The sequence below is a fragment of the Magnetococcales bacterium genome (genome assembly GCA_015231925.1).
Taxonomy (GTDB): Bacteria; Pseudomonadota; Magnetococcia; order Magnetococcales; family JADGAQ01; genus JADGAQ01.
Map to the genome: position 1 here is coordinate 2799 of JADGAQ010000056.1, position 19437 is coordinate 22235.

Below are 19437 nucleotides of genomic sequence, written 5' to 3' on the forward strand. Positions count from 1 at the left end.
GATGCCGGTCTGACGGTCCTGCTCCAGCATTTTACCCGCATCCATCAGATAGGTGGTGATGGCCTGACGCAGAGCCTTGTAATTCTCCTGATGGTTGATGGCGGTGCGATCCCTCGGCCGGGGCAGATCAACCTCGAAAACCGGCCCCAGGGTGGCGTTGGGGCCCGGCGTCAGGGGAATGACCCGATCCGCCAGAAGCAGGGCCTCGTCCACGTCGTTGGTGATCAGCACGATGGTCTTCTTCTCCTGCTCCCGGATGAGGGCGATTTCGTCCTGCAACCGGGCGCGGGTCAGGGCGTCGAGGGCGGAGAGGGGTTCGTCCAGCAGGAGAATATCGGGATTCATGGAGAGCGCCCGCGCCACCGCCACCCGCTGGCGCATGCCGCCGGACAACTCCGCGGGCCGCCGGTCCCCGGCATGGGAGAGCCCCACCATGGCCATGTAACGCTCCACCCGTTGCCGGCGTTCGGCACGGCTCAGGTTGCGGTGAACGCTGTCCACCGCCAGGGCGATGTTCTCCTTCACGTTCATCCAGGGCATGAGGGAGTAGTTCTGAAACACCACGCCCCGATCCGGTCCCGGACCCCGCAACGGCTGGCCGCGCAGGGTGATCGAGCCCTGATCCGGCTCCGTGAGCCCGGCCAGCAGGGAGATCAGGGTCGTTTTGCCCGAACCGGAAAATCCCAGGATGGCGATGAACTCCCCCTCCTCGATCTCCAGGTCGATGCCGCTCAACACCCGGATGCGCTCGTTGCCGGAACCGAAACCCTTGCCGACGCCGTGCATGGACAGAATGGCCATTAGATGCTTCTCCCTATCGCGAACGGCCGCGGGTGATGAAACCTTGCAGGGCGAACATCAGCCGATCCAGCAGAAAACCGATCAGCCCGATGGTCAGTACCGCCACCATGATCTTGGCCAGGGACTGGGAGGAGCCGTTTTGAAACTCGTCCCAGACGAACTTGCCCAGACCCGGATTCTGGGCCAGCATCTCGGCGGCGATAAGGACCATCCAGCCCACTCCGAGGGTGAGGCGCAGGCCGGTGAAGATGTAGGGCAGCGCCGAGGGCAGAACCAGTTTGCTCACCTTGGTCCAGGTGGAAAGACGCAGCACCTTGGCCACGTTGAGCAGATCCCGATCGATGGAGGAGACCCCCACCGCCGTGTTGATCAGGGTGGGCCACAGGGAACAGAGGGTCACGGTGATGGCCGAGTTGAGAAACGACTTGTCGAAGACCGGGTTGTCGCTGACGTAAAGGGCGCTGACCACCATGGTGACCAGCGGCAGCCAGGCCAGGGGCGACACCGGCTTGAAGACCTGAATCAGCGGATTGAGCGCGGCGTTCACCGTGGGGGAGAGTCCGCACAGCACCCCCAGGGGAATGGCCACCAGCGCCCCCAGGAAAAAGCCGGTGAAGACGGTCTTCAGGCTGGTCCAGATCTGATCGAAATAGGTGGGCTTGCCGGTAAAGGTGCGCCACTCCAAGCTGCCTCCGGGATTGGCCGCCAGAAAACGTTCGTTGCGCTCCTTCTGCCGGGCGTAGAAAGCCGCCTCCTTCCGCCGCTCCTGCACATGGTCCTCGTGCAGATTGAGAAACTGCGCCCCCACCATGGCCGGACCGGGAATCTCGCCCAGGGAGGTCTGCACCCGTGGCGCCAGCAAAGCCCACAACCCGAAAAAGAGCGCGATGGAGAGCATCGGTACCAGCAAAAGCCGCCAAAACGCCAGCCACTGGCCCCGACTGCGGTCTCCGCCGATCAGGCGCAGAACCGGCACCAGCCAGCCCAGGCCCAACACCTCCAGAACCGGGCCGACCTGATCGATGCGCTGCCGGAAACGCTGCCCCGGGCCAAGGTGGGACGTCTCCTCGTTGTTGGCCGTGGTGAGGGAAACGCTGCTCATTTTTCACCCTCCAGAACCCGGTTGCCCTCGACCCGCTGTTTGCCCTTGAGGCCGATGTTCAGCCGGGCCAGATAGTCATTGGGACGGCGACCGTCGTAGGCGATGCCGTCGATGAACTCGTTGGTTTCCGCACGGAAGCCGTCGCTCTCCCAGGGGAAGTCCTCCTTTTTGGCCTTGCCCTCCGACACCAGAGCGGAAGCGGCCTGCAGATAGAGATCGGGCCGGTAGACCTTGCGGGCCGTCTCCAGGTACCAGGCATCGGGTTTGTACTCCCCGATCTGGCCCCAGCGGCGCATCTGCGTGAGGTACCAGACGGCGTCCGAATAGAAGGGATAGGTGGCCTGATGGCGGAAGAAGACGTTGAAATCCGGCGCCGGACGCTTGTCGCCTTTTTCGTATTCGAAGGTACCCATCATGGAGTTGGCGATGACCTGGGCGTCGGCTCCGACGTATTCGGATTTGGCCAGGATCTTCACCGCTTCCGCCCGGTTGGCGTTGTTGCCCTCGTCGAGCCACATGGCCGCCCGGATCAGGGCCTTCAATACCGCCAGGTGGGTGGCGGGATTCTTTTCCGCCCAGCCTCGGGTCACGCCGAAGACCTTTTCCGGATTGTTCTTCCAGATTTCATAATCGGTGATCAGCGGCACGCCGATGCCCTTGATGACCGCCTGCTGGTTCCAGGGTTCGCCCACGCAATAGCCGTGGATGGTGCCGGAGGCCATGGTGGCGGGCATCTGCGGCGGCGGCGTCACCGAAAGCAGCACCTCGCCCTGAATCTGCCCGGTGATGTCGGTGGGGGAGTAGTAACCCGGATGGATGCCTCCCGCCGCCAGCCAGTAACGCAGCTCGTAATTGTGGGTGGAGACGGGAAAAACCATGCCCATGTTGAAGGATTTGCCCTGGTCGCGATACTGCTCCACCACCGGCTTGAGGGCATCCGCCTTGACGGGATGGAGCGGCTTGCCGTCGGCGCCCTTGGGCACATGGGCTTTCATGCGCTCCCAAACCTCGTTGGAAACGGTGATGCCGTTGCCGTTGAGATCCATGGAAAAGGCGGTGATCACCTCCGCCTGGGTGCCGAAACCGATGGAGGCCCCGAGGGGCTGTCCCGCCAACATGTGGGCCCCGTCCAGCTCTCCGGAGATGACCCGGTCCAGCAACACCTTCCAGTTGGCCTGGGGCTCCAGGGTGACGAAAAGCCCTTCGTCCTCGAAATAGCCCTTTTCGTAAGCAATGGCCAGGGGAGCCATGTCGGTCAGCTTGATGAAGCCGAACTTGAGCTGGGGCTTTTCCAGGGAGCCGGCCCGACCGATGGCGGGCCGAAACGCCAGGGCTGCGCCCAAAGCGCCCAATCCTCGCAAAACCTGTCTTCTGTTCCAGTTGGGCATTCCGTGGCGTTCCATGGCAATTTCCTTTCTGTAAAATAAAAAACGCCGCTCTCCTTTTGGATCCGATGGATCGAAAGGAACGGGCGGCGTTACCGGAAAGACCCCATTTCATTGGGTATGTGTGCATTCAGCCCACCAGCATTGGTGTTACCCTGATCTTCTCAAGATGCGTGCCATGCGGCGGCCTTTCAGATTTTTTCCTTCATTTACAACATGTTGATCCTCCTGCCGACCGCCTGTTCCGCAATACCCCCACCGGGGGAGGCCCGTTCACCTGCTGGGCAATCTGCACAATAATCCATCAGTTGCCGTTATTTTGCCTCGCGGAAAGCAGCCCGATTCGCCCGCGTCAGGGGGCCCCTCTCCAGGAACGACGGGCTTTGCGGCCTTCTGGTACGGGGATTGCTGAAAAGAAGACCATAACGACCCGGCGAAGGGTCGATCCTCCTCTGGCAACGAAGCCCGAGCAGCCACCGAATACGGTGCTGCATCGGGCTTTTTTTTTGGGTTGGCACTACCAACGAAAGGAAACCCCGGCATGAATCCCCCCCGCAAACGCCTGGTGGTCATCGGCAACGGCATGGCTGCGGTACGCACTCTGGAAGAGCTGCTGGAGAGGGCTCCCGGCAGCCACGACATCACCGTCCTGGGGGCCGAACCCCACGGGGGGTACAACCGCATCCTGCTCTCTCCGGTGCTGTCGGGGGAGAAGGAGGTGGCCCAGATTGTCACCCATCCCCTCTCCTGGTACGAGGAGCGCGGCATCACCCTGCATACCGGGGTGGCGGCCACCGCCATCGATCGGGAACGGGGGGTGGTTCACGACGACCGGGGTGGTGCGCATCCCTACGACAATCTCCTGTTGGCCACCGGCTCCCACGCGGTGATATTGCCCCTGCCGGGTCACGATCTGCCCGGAGTGGTCACCTTCCGGGATCTGAAGGACGTGGAAACCATGGTGCAAGCCGCCGCGACCCACAAGCGGGCGGCGGTGATCGGCGGGGGACTGCTGGGATTGGAAGCGGCCATGGGTCTGCTCAAGCGGGGCATGGAGGTCACCGTGGTGCATCAGATGGCCATCCTGATGGAGCGGCAACTCGACACCGTGGCCGCCGCTCTCTTGCGGGAGGAGCTGGAGGAGCGGGGCCTGCGTTTTCACATGAACGCCCGCACCGAAGCCATTCTGGGCTCGGAACGGGTCGAGGGACTGCGTTTTCAGGATGGCTCCCTTCTGGAGGTCGATCTGGTGGTCATGGCGGTGGGGGTGCGGCCCAACTGCGATCTGGCCAAGGCCGCCGGGCTGCATTGCGAACGCGGGGTGGTGGTGGATGACCGGCTGGTCACCTCCGACGAACGCATTCTGGCCGTCGGCGAATGCGTGCAGCATCGCAACACGGTGTACGGTCTGGTGGCCCCCCTCTACGAACAGGGCCGGGTGCTGGCGCGACGCCTGGCCAATGCCAAAGCGGAGGATCTCTATACCGGTTCGATGGTCTCCACCCGCCTCAAGGTGACGGATGTCGATCTCTTCTCCGCCGGGGATTTTCTGGGAGACGCCTCCTGCGAGGAGATCGTTCTGCAGGATCGCACCCGCCGGGTTTACAAGAAGCTGGTGGTCAAGGAGGGACGCATCCGTGGCGCGGTGCTGCTGGGGGACACCCTCGACGGCCCCTGGTATCTGGAACTGATGCGGGACGGCGCCGACATCACGCCCATGCGGGATCATCTGCTCTTCGGACAAACCCATCCGGGGGATGCCGGTCACGGTTCCAACGAGGTCGATCACCTGCCGGACCACCATCAGGTGTGCGGCTGCAACGGGGTGAGCCGCAAAACCATCGTGGAGGCCATCACCGGGCGCAACCTCTCCACTCTGGAAGAGGTGAAGAGCGTCACCAAGGCCTCCGCCTCCTGCGGCTCCTGCACCGGCATGGTGGAAAAGATCCTGGCGGCCACCCTGGGGGGTGACTATTGCGCCCGCAAGGTCAAACCGCTGTGCGGTTGCACCCCCCTCACCTCCGACGGGGTGCGGGAGGCGGTGCGGGACCGGCAACTGACCGGCGTGGATCAGGCCATGGTTGCCCTGGAGTGGACCACTCCCGACGGCTGTCCCACCTGTCGCCAGGCCCTGAACTACTATATCGCCGCCTTCTGGCCCGAACACTACCGGGAGCGTCCGGGCGACCGCTTCATCAACGAACGCATCCACGCCAACATCCAGAAGGACGGCACCTATTCGGTGGTGCCCCGGCTGTGGGGCGGCACCACCACCCCGGATCAGTTGCGCGTCATCGCCGACGTGGCGGAACGCTTCGCCATTCCCGAGGTGAAGTTCACCGGCGGCCAGCGCCTCACCCTGCTGGGGATCAAAAAGGAGGATCTTCCGGCGGTCTGGAAGGAGCTGGGCCGTCACGATCTGGTTTCGGGCCACGCCTACGGTAAGGCCATGCGCACCGTCAAGACCTGCGTGGGCAACCGTTGGTGTCGTTTCGGCACCCAGGATTCCGAATCGATGGGGGTGGTGCTGGAAAAGATGCTGTGGAACTCCTGGACGCCCCACAAGTTCAAGATGGCCGTCTCCGGCTGCCCGCGCAACTGCGCCGAAGCCACCATCAAGGATCTGGGCGTGGTGGCGGTGGAGTCGGGCTGGGAGATCCATGTCGGCGGCAACGGCGGCATCAAGGTGCGGGCCACCGATTTTCTCTGCCGGGTGGACACGGCGGAGGAGGTGCTGGAATACGCCGGGGCCTTCCTGCAGCTCTATCGCCGCGAGGCCCGTTATCTGGAACGCGCCGCCCCCTGGGTGGAGCGCATCGGCATCGACTGGATCCGGCAACGGCTGGTGGAGGACGCCGAAGGACGCCAGGCCCTCTATGCCGCCTTCCGCGCCGCCCACGAAACCCTGCCCGATCCCTGGGAACAGCGGGCCAGCCACGGTGTGGCCGACAGCGAGTTCAAACCTCTGGTCATCCTCGACGAATCCATGGAGAGTGCGGCATGAGCACGTGGCATCGGGTTGGACGCATCGACGATATCCCCCGTCAGGGCAGTCGGGTGGTCAAGAGTGGCCGCCACGGGGATGTGGCCCTGTTCCGCAGTGTGGACGACCACGTTTTCGCCCTGGCGGATCGCTGTCCCCATCGGGGAGGCCCCCTCTCCGCCGGCATGGTCCACGGCCACAAAGTGACCTGTCCCCTGCACGGCTGGACCCTGGGTCTGGAAAACGGAGAAGCCCTGGGAGCGGACGAGGGCTGCGCCGGACGGTTCGCCGTGCGGGTGGAGGGGGAAGAGCTGTTCCTGGAGCTGCCCGACGGCCATGAATGAGACCGTGCGCACCACCTGTCCCTATTGCGGCACCGGTTGCGGCCTTGAAGTGCAAGTGGGGGAACGGGGTGAGATCACCTCCCTGCGGGGGGATGCCCTGCACCCCGCCAACTTCGGGCGACTCTGCGGCAAAGGCATGGCCCTGCCGGAGACCATGATCCTGGATGGCCGTCTGCTCCACCCACGGGTTCACGGGCAGACGACCTCCTGGGATCAGGCGCTCGACCGGGTGGCTGACGGCTTCAAGGCGATCATCGCGCAACACGGCCCGGACGCGGTGGCTTTCTATGTCTCCGGGCAGTTGCTGACGGAAGACTATTATGTGGCCAACAAGCTGATGAAGGGCTTCATCGGCTCGGCCAACATCGACAGCAACTCCCGCCTCTGCATGGCCTCGGCGGTGGTGGCCCACAAGCGGGCCTTCGGCGCCGATCGGGTGCCCTGCAGCTACGAGGATATCGAGCTGGCGGAGCTGGTGGTCATCGTCGGCAGCAACACCGCCTGGTGCCATCCGATCCTGTTTCAACGCCTGTTGGCCGCCCGGCGCGCCGATACGAACAAACGTCTGGTCGTCATCGATCCCCGACGCACCGCCACCGCCATGGAGGCCGACCTGCATCTGCCCATCCAAAGCGGTACGGATCTGTATCTCTGGCTGGGACTCCTGGTTTATCTGCAACAGAACGGCGGCTTCGACCTCGATTTTCTGCGCCGTCAGGTGGAGGTACAGCCCCACGCTCTGGAACTGGCCGCCGCCCACGCCGGGGATATCGCCACGGTGGCCCGGCGCACCGGTTTGAGCGCATCCGAGGTTGAGCAGTTCTACAGCCTCTTTTTGCAAACCCGACGCACCGTCACCCTCTTTTCCCAGGGCATCAACCAGTCCTGTCAGGGCAGTGACCAGGGCAACGCCATCATCAACTGCCATCTGGCCACCGGGCGCATCGGCGAGCCGGGCATGGGGCCCTTTTCCCTCACCGGCCAGCCCAACGCCATGGGAGGCCGGGAGGTGGGGGCGCTGGCCAATCAACTGGCCGCCCATCTGGGCTTCGACCATCCCCGGCATGCCGAGGTGTTGCGCCGTTTCTGGGGCAGTCCCGCCCTGCCCGCCCGTCCCGGTCCCCTGGCGGTGGATCTCTTTCGCGCCGTGGGCGAGGGGCGGATCCGGGCCCTGTGGATCCTGGGCACCAACCCCCTGGTCAGTCTGCCCGACAGCAATGCGGTGCGACGCGCCCTGGATCGTTGTGAACTGCTCGTGGTTTCCGACGTGGTCGACACCACCGATACGGCACGCATGGCCCATATTCTGCTGCCCGCCCTGCCCTGGGGGGAAAAAGAGGGCACCGTGACCAACTCCGAACGGCGCATCTCCCGGCAGCGGGCCTTTCTGCCTGCGGCGGGCAGCGCCAAACCCGACTGGTGGATGCTTTGTCAGGTGGCCAAACGCCTGGGTCACGGAAAAGCCTTCGCCTACGAAAGCAGCGCCGAAATCTTCCGGGAACACGCCGCCCTTTCGGCTTTCGAAAACGAAGGGCGACGCGCCTTCGACATCGGGGCGCTGGCCAGAATAAGCGAGGCCGATTACCACGCCATGCCGCCGCAACAATGGCCGTTACCGCAGGATGGCGGCGGCTCGGCCCGATGGGAGAAGGGCTCCCCCTTTTTCACCCCTTCCGGGCGAGCCTGCCTGATGGAACTGGCCCCCGCTCCCGATTCGCCGGCAGCCGGGGGGGAGCTGATCCTCAACACCGGTCGCATTCGGGATCAGTGGCATACCATGACCCGCACCGGGGTCTCCCCCACCCTGAGCCGTCATACCGTGGAGCCGGTGGCGGAAGTTCATCCCGACGATGCGCGGCAATGGGGCGTGGCGGAGGGTCAACTACTGCGCCTGACCTCGGCCCACGGCACGGCCCTGGCCCGAACGCAGCTCAAAAACGAACAGCGTCGCGGCTCGGTCTTCATGTCGATGCACTGGAGTGGACGCTTTGCCGGGGAGGGTCTGGTCAATGCCCTGGTGACAGCCCGCACCGACCCTTTTTCGGGGCAGCCCGACGCCAAACGCTCCCGGGTGCGGATTACCCCGGTCAACACGCTGTGGCGGGGTATCCTGTTGAGTCGCGACCCGTGGTTCGAGGCAAGGCCATCCGGCATCGGATGGAGCCGGCAGGCCCTGGAAGGGGGCTTGTGGCTCACCCGTCTGGAGGGGGAAGAGGTCTTCGACTTCGCCACCGCCACGGGCCGGGAGTGGATTGCCGGGGAGAGTGTCGAATGGGTGGAGTATCGCGACGCCGCCTGCGGGCGATTGCGGCTGGCGGCGCTGCAAGAGGGGCGTCTGCAGGCCTGTCTCTTCATCGAAAGCCGGGAAGTCTTGCCGGACGTGGCGGCCCTGATGTCTCTCTTCGGGGTGACGCGCCTGGACGAACGGCAGCGCCTGGGCGTATTGAGCCGCAGCGGATCCTCAAGCTGTCGGGAACGGGCGGTGTGCGCCTGCGCCGGGGTCAGCGCGGAAGGCATCCGCCGTGCCGTGGCCCAGGGTCTGTCCCCGACGGTGGAAGCCATCGGCAAGGGGTTGAAAGCCGGGGTGAACTGCGGCTCCTGTCAGCCGGAGATCCGGGCCATTCTGGCGAATCTGGCGGCCTGATTCCGCTGGCCTGGGTTTCCGGTCCCTTCCCTCTTTTCGCCTCTCCGAACAGTCCTTGACACTCTTGGCGGATGACCGCAACTTAGTCGGGTTCAATAAGGGGGCGTAGAACAAGATAGAGTATATTGAAAAATCCGGAGGCCGGGCAATGAGCGGTACGAAACGGAGATCGTTGGCCACGACAATGGGAAAGACCTCTGTATTCTTGGCCGGGTAGCCTGGGCAGGGAGGGGGGGTAAGAGATGATTTCGAAATCCGCCGAACTGAATCTTAAATACTTTTTTTGGATGGTAAAACATGAAACGCATTCTGTTTTTTGTGGTGTTATTTTCTTCATGCGCCGCTATGGCGTGGGACGATAGACATGTAAATAGTTACCAGAGGCAGAACGGCACAATCGTCAGTCCCCACCTGAGGTCGGCTCCTGACAGCAATCCATGGAACAATTACAGCACAACAGGGAATGTAAACCCTTATACTGGACAGGTTGGACATATCAATCCTTACGGAACCCATAACAACGGGCTGAATGGTATCTCAAATACTCCGTTTGGATGGCAAAACCGCTAAACTTCATATCAACCTGCCAGGGATGGCGGGCTTTCATTCTTCACATATATTAATTTTTGATTTAGTGACTGTAAAATGCTTTATATTATCAAATTTGTAAAATCCGTAGAAATCCGTATCTGGCCTTCTTATAAATCCTTTGTTTGACATGCAATTATACCACGCCATACAGGCCGCCTGCGTGGCCGATTGCCTTACAGACTGCGAATCACTAAACTCGGACAAAAGATAAGCCAAACCTTGATATTTATTGCCTGTAGGAGGATCTGAGGGGTATTTGGCTGCTTGGTTATATCTCTCAACATTCTGATATGTGTTTCTTGCTTCCATTTCACAATAAGATCTAGACGTTGTGAATTCATCTAATGTAGTTGGATTTCTACTTTCATAGTGAATATATACTATACTGTTTTGTCCGATTCTGATTGTGTTTGTTGCGCACCCAGACAGTATAAAAGAAATGGCAAATAGTACGCATGCCTTTTTCCCTATCTGCCGATCCGGCGTCTGTTCACGTTCCAGATCCAGGTCAGCACCCACCAGGGGTGAGGCGCGCATAAAATCCACAAAAGCAGGTTTCTTTTTAATTAAACGGGAGTAATCATCGAAATTCAGCACCACCGCCGTTTGATGCCCGTGAACGGTAATCTCCTGCGGCCCCTCCGATGTGGCTTTTCGAACGACTTCACTGAAACGTGCTTTGGCTTCTTGCAATTGCCAGGTTCCCATGGGAGTTCTCCCTCTAATGACTAATCTGACTCGTTTTTAGTCTGAATGAAAAGTCCACATCGTCACCGGTTTCCTGCATCAAGTCCAAAAACGAGGCGGAATATTGAAAGGCAGTCTTCACAAAGGCTCGATCAGGCCCAGGATATCGAGTTCCCGCAACAGGCCGGGCAGGTGTTCGGCCAGGGTGTGGGCGAACTCCGGTGTCTGGCAACGGAAGCGGTCCAGCAACTCGGTCTGGCTCAGGGGTTGTCGCGTCAGATGGTCCAGAATCCTCATGCCCCAGTCGTTCAGCACATGGGTGCGCCCGGAGGCCGGGTTGTAGAGAAAACAGACCTCCTCCACCCACTCCCGCAGAAAACTCCCCCCCAGGGGAGAGTGCCAGCGAAGCCCCTCGGCGACAGGCATGATCAACCCATGAAGGAGTTCCAACAGGAGACGGAAATGGGATGGTGGGTGGCGTCGGCGGTACTTTGAATCGTTGAACCGTCATTGGTGATGTAGACGATGCAGCGATCCGAGGGATCATTGACGCCTTGAGCCCCTTCCGTGGTATCTCCGGTGGAGAGGGCCACATTCTGGGTATTGGCGGTAAAGGCGGAGCGGGCCTGGCGGTACCATTTGCGCTGGGTGCGGGAGAGGGTGCCGTCCGCCGCCTGAACACAATCGAAATTCAACCCGGTGGGAGGATTGGTGGTGATGCCGTTGAAGGCGGCCTGACAGTTGTCGCTGGACATGGCGGCACGGGCCCCGCTGCTCAGGGTCATCACCATGGGCACGCCGGCGGCCAGCCCCTTGAGCAGCCTGCGACGGCGCAGACGCTCCACGGCTTCGTGCTGTTCCGGCTCCATCTCTTTGGGACCACTCTCATCCACGACTCACCTCCCGACGTGTCCCCTCAGGAACTCCTGATGCCACCCTTCATTGATACCATTTCCCGGAAAAGATTCCAATAACCATCCACCGTACTAGCCCAGGAGAAGGTATTTTCCACATATTCCCGGCCCGCCTGCCCCATTTTCCGGCGGGTCTCATCCTCCCGCAACAATCCGGCCATGGCTTTGGCCAGAGCAGCGGCATCCCCCGGAGGAACCAGAAGTCCGGTCCGCCCCTCCTGCATCAGATCGGCCACCCCCCCCACACGGGTGGCCACCACCGGCAGTCCGCAGGCCATGGCCTCCAGCACCGTCAACGGGGTGCCTTCCGCCAGGGAGGGCAGAACGAAGAGATCCAGGTGCGGCAGCAGCGTGGCCACATCCTCCCGCCAGCCCCCCCACCAGATCCGCTCGGTAAGATGCAGGTTTTCGGCCAGTTCTTCCAGCTCCCGGCGCAACAGGCCGTCCCCCAGAAGAATCAGCCGGCAGCGGCCCGCCGTTTCGGGGGAGAACTCCCGCAGCAAGGCAAAGGCGCGCAACAGATTGGCGTGATCCTTCACCGGCCAGAAGCGTCCCACGGTGCCGATGGTCAACTCCCCCTCCCCGCCCGGCCAAGGCGGGATGAATCCCGGCTCTCGGGGCCGGAAGCGGTTGCAGTCGACCCCGTTGACCAAAAGACGCACTTTGGCGGTCGGCAAACCGACATCCTGCACCATCCACGTCTCCAGATCCCGGGAGACCGCGACGAAACAGTCGATCAGGGGCGAAAGCAGGCGGCGCATGAGACGATAGCGCCGGTTGCCGCCGTCCAGATCGTGCCAGTCGCGACCATGTTCGGCATGGATGCGCACCGGCACGCCCGCCAGAAAGGCGGGCAGGTTCATCTCCAGGGCCGCGATGTTGAGGGTATGCACCACCTGGGGACGCAAGGTGCGCATCAAACGCCAGAAACGCCACCAGGAGCCCGGATCCTTGCCGGGACGTTTGTGCAACTCGTGAAAGGTGACATCCCGGCGGCGGATGCGTGCCTTGAAGTCGGTGCAACAGGTCAGCGCCACCACGGCGTGCCGGCACTCCCCGACGGGAAGACGGTCGATCAATTCCGCCAGCACCGTCTCCATGCCTCCCACGTCGAGCCGGTAGAGTACATGGCAGATCAACACGGCTACACCCCTTCCAGGGCAGCGAGCAGGCGTTCCAGATTGACCTCCCAGCGATAGTCCCGCAGGATGCAGGTACGTCCGGCTTTCCCGGACTGGCGGCACAGGTCGGCATCCCGCAACAGGGTCACCACCATTCCCGCCATGCGTTCGGGATCCTCCGTGATCCAGCGGGCCGCTTCCGGGCAGTGGCGTATGCCCTCCATGGCCTTGGGCGTGGTCACCACCGGTTTGGCCAGGGCCATGGCCTCCAACACCTTGTTCTGCACCCCCTGAGCGATGAACAACGGCGCGACGGCCACCGTGGCGTGAGCGATATACGGACGGGAGTCGGCCATGGCCCCGGTGACTCGAACCCCCGGCAAGTTCGCCAGCCGCTGCACGTCCGGGGTGGGGCGGCCTCCGGCAATGGCCCAGCGGGTCTCCGGCTCCTGCCGGAGAATCCGCGGCCAAACCTCCCTGGCGAACCAGACCACACCCTGCACGTTGGGCCAATAGTCCATGGCTCCTGTAAAAACCAACATCTTTCCCCCCGGCCCGTAAGGATCGGGGTAGTTCAGAGCAGGGTCGAAACGCTCCGCATCGACACCGTTTTCCCAAAAACCGATGCGTTCGGCAATACCGGGAGCCTGGTTGCGGAACAGCGCCGCTTCCGCCGGGCTGACGAAAAACGAAGCATCAGCCCGACCGGCCACCCGTTTCTCCCAATCCAGCAATTGTTCCCCTTCCCGAGCGTAGATCCAACGCATCAGCCCCCAACGGGTGGTGCTGTACTGACGCCATTTCAGAGAGTCGCAATCGACGAAATCGACCAGCAGGCGGAGAGAACCCGAATTGTGGGGCACGAAACGGGCCATGGCGGAGGAGTAGATCACCACTCCGGCCAGCTCCCTTTCGACAAGCAGATCATTGACCCACTTCTGCATGGCTTCGTGCCGGTAATAGGGCAGTGTCAGCGCCTGACCGGTCAACAGTCCCTGCAGACTGCGCCATTTCGCCTGTCGTCCGTCGAGCCAGGGCAGAAAGGAGGCGCCGTTGCACATTTTTTCGACTTCGGGGATGAAGACCCGGTCCTCTTCCCGATCCACAAAGGCGCCCAGGTGTACCCGATAGCGTTCACTCAAAAAACGCCACAGATGGTAGGAGCGGATTTTGTCGCCCTTGTTGGGGGGAAAAGGCAATCGATGCGCCAGAAGCAGCAGTTCTTTCATTTAGCCCAGATCCTTGGCCAGCCAGGGTCCGATACCATTGGCCACCGTCAGCGGCAGCTTTTGCCAGGCCCGAATGAACAGGGCGTAGCGCGGATTGAGGGGATTGACCTGGGGTATCTCCTTACCCTGAACCAGATGTACGGCATAGTGCAACGGCAACGGCTCGAAACCGAAATAGCGCTTGAAATCAAAGGAGCCGGTCCCCTGTTTGCTGCGCCCGAAATCGAAGATTCCGCAACCCCGGTTTGCGGCGGCATGGTTCATCAACTGCCAGTACATGTAGGCGTAAGCCCCGCAACTCCGGGCGGCGGGGGTTCCGCCACCGTAATAGGGCAGCACCGTATCCCGGAAATAGAAGGAGAGTACCGCCGCCACGGCACTCCCCTCCCGGTTGCTCACCAGCAGGGTTTCGCAATCGGGGCCGAAGACCTCCCCCAGAATGGGGAAATAGCGCGGGGTAAAGACCGGCGTGCCCAGGTTGCGCAGGCTTTCGGCGTAGATGTCCCAGCACGGCCGCCACTCCCGCCCCACCCGGAAGGAGAGCCCTTGATCCACTCCGCGACGCACTTCCGCCCGCTGTTTGCGCGGAATGGACAACTGGTTCTTTTCCGCATCGGCGACAATGCCGCGACGAAAGGTGCAGTAGAGATCCTTCACCGGCCAGCCCTCCGGCACCGCCGCCGCCGTCTGCAGACGCAGTTCCAGATGGTCCACGCCCAATTGCCCGGCCAGTCGCGCCGCCTCCCGGTGCAAGTGCGCCGCCACACGGGGAGCATCCGCCGCCGCTCCCCCGTAAACCGCGAACGGCGTGGAAAGCAGCGCATCCCCGAAGAGCAGGGAACGCACCCTTGCCAGGGGCAGTACACCCCGGATGAGGCCCTTTTCGTCTTCCGCCAGCAGAAAGTGGCCCACATGGCCGAAGGCCCGGCGCAAGACCGTCTGCCAGCCCGCCCGATGAAAGAAAGTGGCCTCGGGGCATCCTTCGACGAAGGCGTCCCAGCGTGCCTCCTCGCCCTGTTCCAATCGGCGTATCTTCAAAACATCGTCCATGTTATCGTTCATTCAGACCATCCGGACCTCATGCTACGCTGTATTGCCATGGGTTCAAACGCTTTTCCAGGAGGCCTTTGCGGTGCGCATTCTCGGCATCTCCGCCTACTATCACGACAGTGCCGCCGCCCTGGTAGTCGACGGGGAGATCATCGCCGCCGTCCAGGAAGAGCGCCTGAGCCGAAAGAAACACGACGCCTCCTTTCCGAAACAGGCCATCACCGCCTGTCTGGACCAAGGTGGAACCACCCTGGCCGAGGTGGACTGGGTGGTTTTTTACGACAAGCCCTTCCTGAAATTCGAACGGCTTCTGGAAACCTATCTGGCCTTCGCCCCGCGCGGCTTCACCTCGTTTCGCATGTCCATGATGGTTTGGATCAAGGAGAAGCTCTTCCAGAAGAAGCTGCTGGTGCGCGAACTCCGCACCTTCGACCCCTCCTTCTCGGAAACCCGGCTGCTCTTTGCCGAACACCACCAAAGCCATGCCGCCAGCGCCTTCTTCCCCTCCCCCTTCGAGGAGGCGGCGGTACTCACCCTGGACGGGGTGGGCGAATGGGCCACCTCCTCCTGCGGAATCGGACAGGGCAACCGGCTGGAGCTGCTGAAGGAGATCCATTTTCCCCACTCCCTGGGGCTGCTCTATTCGGCATTCACATATTATACCGGATTCCAGGTCAATTCGGGGGAATACAAGGTCATGGGCCTGGCGCCCTACGGCGAGCCCAAATATGTCCGGACCATCTACGATCACCTGATCGATGTCAAAGAGGACGGCTCTTTTCGGCTGAACCTGGACTATTTCGACTACTGCACCGGTCTGACCATGACCGGAAGCGCCTTCGACCGGCTTTTCGGCGGTCCCCCGCGCCAGCCGGAAGAGCGGCTGACCCGAAAAGAGATGGACCTGGCGGCCTCCGTTCAGGTGGTCACGGAAGAGGTCGTGCTGAAGATGACCCGCGCTTTGGCCCGCGAGACCGGCATGAAAAACCTCTGCCTGGCCGGCGGCGTGGCCTTGAACTGCGTGGCCAACGGCAAGATCCAGCGGGATGGCCGCTTCGAACGCCTCTGGATTCAACCCGCCGCCGGGGATTCCGGGGGGGCGCTCGGCGCGGCTCTGGCTGTGTACTATCAGCATCTCGAACAGCCCCGTTGCGTTGTTCGGGAACAGGATGCCATGCACGGCTCCTATCTGGGTTCCGCCTTTTCCCAGGAGAGTGTCGAACAACGTCTGAAGGCCATCGGGGCCCGTTTTGTGGTTCTCGACGAGGAGTCCCTTCTGGATGCCTGCGTAACGGCGCTGATCGACGGCAAGGCGTTGGGGTGGCACCAGGGACGCATGGAGTTCGGTCCCCGCGCTCTCGGCGCCCGCTCCATCCTGGGGGATCCCCGCAATCCGACCATGCAGAAGACGTTGAATCTGAAGATCAAATACCGGGAATCGTTCCGGCCCTTCGCCCCCTCGGTGCTGCGGGAGCAGGTGGGGGAGTGGTTCAATCTGGAGGACGACTCCCCTTACATGTTGCTGGTGGATCAGGTGCGTGCGGAAAAACGTCTGCCCTTGTCGCCGCAGGATCAGGAAAAATTCGGCATCGACAAATTGAACCTGTTGCGCTCCGCCATTCCTGCCGTGACCCATGTGGACTATTCGGCGCGCATTCAGACGGTTCACGCCCGGACCAACCCCCGTTATCACGCTCTGCTGCAGCGCTTTTACCGGCAAACCGGGTGTCCGGTACTGGTGAACACGTCATTCAACGTGCGGGGTGAGCCGATCGTCTGCACCCCGGAGGATGCTTTCAACTGTTTCATGGGCACCGAAATGGAGGCTCTCGCCGTGGGCGACTGTTTCCTGCGCAAGGAGGAGCAGGATCCCTCCCTGCGGCGGGATTACAAGAACGCCTTCTCTCCGGACTGAAGCTCTCCTTTGACTTTCAATATGTTATCTTTTAAGTATCAAAAAAAGAAAATGTTCTGTTTGTTGACTTTTCCGTTATTAGTAAATATTTTATATTAAATGTTTTTATATAATAAAATAATAAAGTCAAAGGATAGAACATTTTCTTTTTTTGATACTTAAAAGATAACATATTGAAAGTCACATTTCACCTTCCCCGATCGCCTCGGCAAAAACCCGATCCATGCGATCCCAGGAAAAATCCCCCACCAAGCGCTCGAACCGGGGCCAGGTCCGTCGCAAGTTCAGATAGTGCCGAAATCGCCCTTTCCAGCCCAAACCCGCAGGACGCGGCTGCTCCGGATCGAACTCCCAGGGATGACAGTAGAAGAGCGCGGAGCGCCCCTCCTCCCGGTTGATGCGTCGCAAAGCCCAGCGGGAGAGAAAATAGGGATAGAGTCGGAAAAAACCGCCGCCGCCGCAGGGAAAACGCCGCCCCGCCCACTCCAGAGTGGTTACGGGAATCTCGATGACCGAATCAGGCGTCCGGCGGAAGGGAAAACGCGGCGCATCGGGCATGCCGTAGAGATCGTGATGAATGGGATAGATGCTGGAGCTGTACCGATAACCCGCCTCCCGCAACCGCTGCAAGGCCCACAGATTGCCCCGGTGAATCGAATAGGTGGACGCGCGATACCCGACAACCGCCACCCCGCCGAGATCTTCCAGCAACAAACGGGTCCGGAGGACATCCTTGAAAAAGAGTTCGGGACTTTGCCGGTCGGCCCGCACATGGGCATAACCATGGCTGGCCAGTTCATGACCCTCGGCAACCAGACGTTGAATCAGCCGGGGATGACGTTCGGCCACCCAGCCCAATACAAAAAAGGTGGCTTTCACCTCCCGTTGCGCCAACAGATCCAACAGACGCTGCATCACCGGCTCCAGGCGGGAGGGCCAGTTTTCCCACTCCTCGGGAGCGATCACCCCCTCGAAAGCGCAGACCTGGAAATACTCTTCCACATCCACGGTCAAGGCGTTGCGCAACCCCTGCCCCGATTTCATGGGAGCCAGTTGCAGAACTGCGTTGCAATGGGTCATGACGATCTAAGCGAATGATGGATGAAAAGTAAAAGGATAGAGCATTTTTTTACTGTAACTATTCAGATATACGGGGGTTCGGGGGGGATTATCCCCCCCGACGGGTCCAGGGCAGCGCCCTGGGACTCTTCCGTTTGCTGTTGACTTCCGACCCCATGGGGTCCAGGGGGCACCCCTGGGACTTTTCCTTTCGCTGTTGACACGATCATGCTGCACTGTACAGAGGTCTGAATAGTTGCTTTATACTTTCTATAAGATGAGCCAATTGCAAAACTGCGTAGTGATTGGCCTTGACAGGCTAAATGAGCTATAAATAAAAAGTCAAAGAATAGAACATTTTCTTTTTTGATACTTAAAAGATAAAATATTGAAAGTCAAATGATTAGAATGTACGATCGCTTGGCTCTCATGGGGCAAACTTCTCCTGAAGAATGGCGGCTATGCGTTCCCCGGCCCGACCATCCCACAACTCCGGAATACGCCCCGCTTTGCCTCGCCCCTCCAGGATCTCCCGCACCGCGCCCAAAATACGCTCCGGATCACTGCCGGTGATGGTGTTGGTGCCCTGGGTCACGGTAATGGGGCGCTCCGTACCGGGACGCGCCGTCAGACAGGGCACGCCCAGGGCCGTGGTCTCTTCCTGAATCCCGCCGGAATCGGTGAGAACCAGGCGGGCGTCCCGCATCAGGCCCAGCATCTCCACGTAACCCAGAGGGGGCAGGGCCAGCAACCCGGTGCTTTGCAACAGCGCTCCCAATCCGAAAGCCTCGATGCGATTTTGGGTACGGGGGTGCAGGGGCAGGATCAGCGGCAGGTGGCGCGCCACCTCTCCCAGGCAGCGCAACAGCGGCTCCAGCGTCTCCGGCGCATCGACGTTGGACGGTCGATGCAGCGTCACCACACCGTAGGATCCCTTTTCCAGGGGAAAAGGTGAATTCACGATGCGGGAGACCTGCGGCGCCAGCGGCAGCATGCGCAACAAGGTGTCGATCATGACATTGCCCACGAAATGGATGCCCCGGGAGATGCCCTCTCGCAGCAGGTTGACCTCTGCTTCCCGTTCGGTGGTGAACAGGAGTTGGGACAACTGGTCGGTCAACACCCGGTTGATCTCTTCGGGCATGGTGCGGTCGAAACTGCGCAGACCCGCTTCCACATGGATCACCGGAACCTGAAGTTTGGCGGCGACCAGGGCACAGGCCACCGTGGAATTGACATCCCCCACCACCAGAACGGCCGCTGCTTTGGACTGCAGCAGAACCGTTTCGAAGCGTTTCATGATCTCCGCCGTCTGCCAGGCGTGAGAACCCGACCCCACTTCCAGGTTTTCATCCGGAGCGGGAATGCCCAACTGATCGAAAAAGGAGCCCATCATGTCCGCGCCGTAATGTTGCCCGGTATGCACCAGACGACAGGGCACGCCACGTTGCCGCAGAGCGGGCAGAACCGCCGCCATCTTCATGAAGTTGGGGCGGGCGCCAACGACACACAGCAGGGGGGCTTTTTCCGGCATGTTGCCTCTTCCGTATCCGTTCGGTTATACGGGGGTTCGGGGGGGATTATCCCCCCCGACGGGTCCAGGGCAGCGCCC

15 protein-coding genes are annotated in these 19437 nt (G+C 61.3%); 4 read left to right on the forward strand and 11 right to left on the reverse strand.

What is annotated here, in order from left to right; all coding sequences use genetic code 11:
- The 3 genes from HQL56_08235 to HQL56_08245 all read right to left on the reverse strand — a co-directional run.
- On the reverse strand, window positions 1-801 hold an 801-nt coding region (locus HQL56_08235; protein MBF0309500.1), incomplete at its 3' end, for an ABC transporter ATP-binding protein.
- A gap of 13 nt (window positions 802-814) precedes the next feature.
- Window positions 815-1903, reverse strand: a complete 1089-nt coding sequence (locus tag HQL56_08240; protein MBF0309501.1) for an ABC transporter permease — start codon at window positions 1901-1903, stop codon at window positions 815-817.
- Window positions 1900-3291, reverse strand: a complete 1392-nt coding sequence (locus HQL56_08245; GenBank protein ID MBF0309502.1) for an ABC transporter substrate-binding protein — start codon at window positions 3289-3291, stop codon at window positions 1900-1902. Before HQL56_08245 ends, HQL56_08240 begins: the two co-directional genes overlap by 4 nt.
- A gap of 538 nt (window positions 3292-3829) precedes the next feature.
- Here HQL56_08245 and HQL56_08250 point away from each other — a divergent pair.
- Genes HQL56_08250 through HQL56_08260 form a run of 3 tightly spaced genes read left to right on the forward strand, consistent with a single transcriptional unit; the run spans window position 3830 to window position 9259 of the window.
- Window positions 3830-6292, forward strand: a complete 2463-nt coding sequence (locus tag HQL56_08250; GenBank protein ID MBF0309503.1) for an NAD(P)/FAD-dependent oxidoreductase — start codon at window positions 3830-3832, stop codon at window positions 6290-6292.
- Window positions 6289-6615, forward strand: coding sequence for a nitrite reductase small subunit NirD (gene nirD, locus HQL56_08255; GenBank protein MBF0309504.1), 327 nt, complete (start codon window positions 6289-6291; stop codon window positions 6613-6615). The genes HQL56_08250 and nirD overlap by 4 nt, the downstream gene beginning before the upstream one ends.
- The gene (locus tag HQL56_08260; protein ID MBF0309505.1) at window positions 6608-9259 is read left to right on the forward strand and encodes a nitrate reductase; all 2652 of its coding nucleotides are present in this window, start codon (window positions 6608-6610) and stop codon (window positions 9257-9259) included. Before nirD ends, HQL56_08260 begins: the two co-directional genes overlap by 8 nt.
- A 603-nt stretch (window positions 9260-9862) precedes the next feature.
- Here HQL56_08260 and HQL56_08265 read toward each other — a convergent pair.
- From HQL56_08265 to HQL56_08290, 6 genes are all read right to left on the reverse strand, one after another.
- Window positions 9863-10558: a type II toxin-antitoxin system Phd/YefM family antitoxin gene (locus HQL56_08265; protein MBF0309506.1), complete on the reverse strand. Its 696-nt coding sequence runs from the start codon at window positions 10556-10558 to the stop codon at window positions 9863-9865.
- Window positions 10559-10675: 117 nt separating this feature from the next.
- Window positions 10676-10963 (reverse strand): HPr-rel-A system PqqD family peptide chaperone, encoded by a 288-nt coding sequence (locus HQL56_08270; GenBank protein MBF0309507.1) that lies wholly within the window; start codon window positions 10961-10963, stop codon window positions 10676-10678.
- Between the two features lie 2 nt (window positions 10964-10965).
- Complete coding sequence (locus HQL56_08275) at window positions 10966-11430, reverse strand: hypothetical protein (protein MBF0309508.1); 465 nt, start codon at window positions 11428-11430, stop codon at window positions 10966-10968.
- A 23-nt stretch (window positions 11431-11453) separates the two neighbouring features.
- Window positions 11454-12593 carry a TIGR03088 family PEP-CTERM/XrtA system glycosyltransferase gene (locus tag HQL56_08280; protein MBF0309509.1) on the reverse strand — a complete coding sequence of 380 codons (1140 nt, stop codon included), beginning with the start codon at window positions 12591-12593 and terminating at the stop codon, window positions 11454-11456.
- A 2-nt stretch (window positions 12594-12595) separates the two neighbouring features.
- Window positions 12596-13801 carry a TIGR03087 family PEP-CTERM/XrtA system glycosyltransferase gene (locus HQL56_08285; protein ID MBF0309510.1) on the reverse strand — a complete coding sequence of 402 codons (1206 nt, stop codon included), beginning with the start codon at window positions 13799-13801 and terminating at the stop codon, window positions 12596-12598.
- Complete coding sequence (locus HQL56_08290) at window positions 13802-14851, reverse strand: FemAB family PEP-CTERM system-associated protein (GenBank protein ID MBF0309511.1); 1050 nt, start codon at window positions 14849-14851, stop codon at window positions 13802-13804. It lies immediately after the preceding gene.
- A gap of 82 nt (window positions 14852-14933) precedes the next feature.
- Between HQL56_08290 and HQL56_08295 the strand changes: the two genes are divergently transcribed.
- Window positions 14934-16766, forward strand: a complete 1833-nt coding sequence (locus HQL56_08295) for a carbamoyltransferase (GenBank protein ID MBF0309512.1) — start codon at window positions 14934-14936, stop codon at window positions 16764-16766.
- Window positions 16767-16946: 180 nt separating this feature from the next.
- Here the strand turns inward: HQL56_08295 and HQL56_08300 are convergent, their stop codons facing one another.
- Complete coding sequence (locus HQL56_08300) at window positions 16947-17810, reverse strand: DUF3473 domain-containing protein (GenBank protein MBF0309513.1); 864 nt, start codon at window positions 17808-17810, stop codon at window positions 16947-16949.
- Window positions 17811-18252: 442 nt separating this feature from the next.
- Window positions 18253-19359, reverse strand: coding sequence for a UDP-N-acetylglucosamine 2-epimerase (non-hydrolyzing) (wecB, locus tag HQL56_08305; GenBank protein MBF0309514.1), 1107 nt, complete (start codon window positions 19357-19359; stop codon window positions 18253-18255).
- Window positions 19360-19437 lie beyond the last annotated feature (78 nt).

What these genes read in the sequence shown, in the direction of transcription:
- HQL56_08260 (MBF0309505.1), top strand. Translation starts at nt 6,608, where the DNA reads ATGAATGAGACCGTGCGCACCACCTGTCCCTATTGCGGCACCGGTTGC.
- HQL56_08285 (MBF0309510.1), bottom strand. Translation starts at nt 13,801, where the DNA reads ATGAAAGAACTGCTGCTTCTGGCGCATCGATTGCCTTTTCCCCCCAAC.
- nirD (MBF0309504.1), top strand. Translation starts at nt 6,289, where the DNA reads ATGAGCACGTGGCATCGGGTTGGACGCATCGACGATATCCCCCGTCAG.
- HQL56_08240 (MBF0309501.1), bottom strand. Translation starts at nt 1,903, where the DNA reads ATGAGCAGCGTTTCCCTCACCACGGCCAACAACGAGGAGACGTCCCAC.
- HQL56_08265 (MBF0309506.1), bottom strand. Translation starts at nt 10,558, where the DNA reads ATGGGAACCTGGCAATTGCAAGAAGCCAAAGCACGTTTCAGTGAAGTC.
- HQL56_08290 (MBF0309511.1), bottom strand. Translation starts at nt 14,851, where the DNA reads ATGGACGATGTTTTGAAGATACGCCGATTGGAACAGGGCGAGGAGGCA.
- HQL56_08270 (MBF0309507.1), bottom strand. Translation starts at nt 10,963, where the DNA reads ATGCCTGTCGCCGAGGGGCTTCGCTGGCACTCTCCCCTGGGGGGGAGT.
- HQL56_08300 (MBF0309513.1), bottom strand. Translation starts at nt 17,810, where the DNA reads ATGAAATCGGGGCAGGGGTTGCGCAACGCCTTGACCGTGGATGTGGAA.
- HQL56_08245 (MBF0309502.1), bottom strand. Translation starts at nt 3,291, where the DNA reads ATGCCCAACTGGAACAGAAGACAGGTTTTGCGAGGATTGGGCGCTTTG.
- wecB (MBF0309514.1), bottom strand. Translation starts at nt 19,359, where the DNA reads ATGCCGGAAAAAGCCCCCCTGCTGTGTGTCGTTGGCGCCCGCCCCAAC.
- HQL56_08250 (MBF0309503.1), top strand. Translation starts at nt 3,830, where the DNA reads ATGAATCCCCCCCGCAAACGCCTGGTGGTCATCGGCAACGGCATGGCT.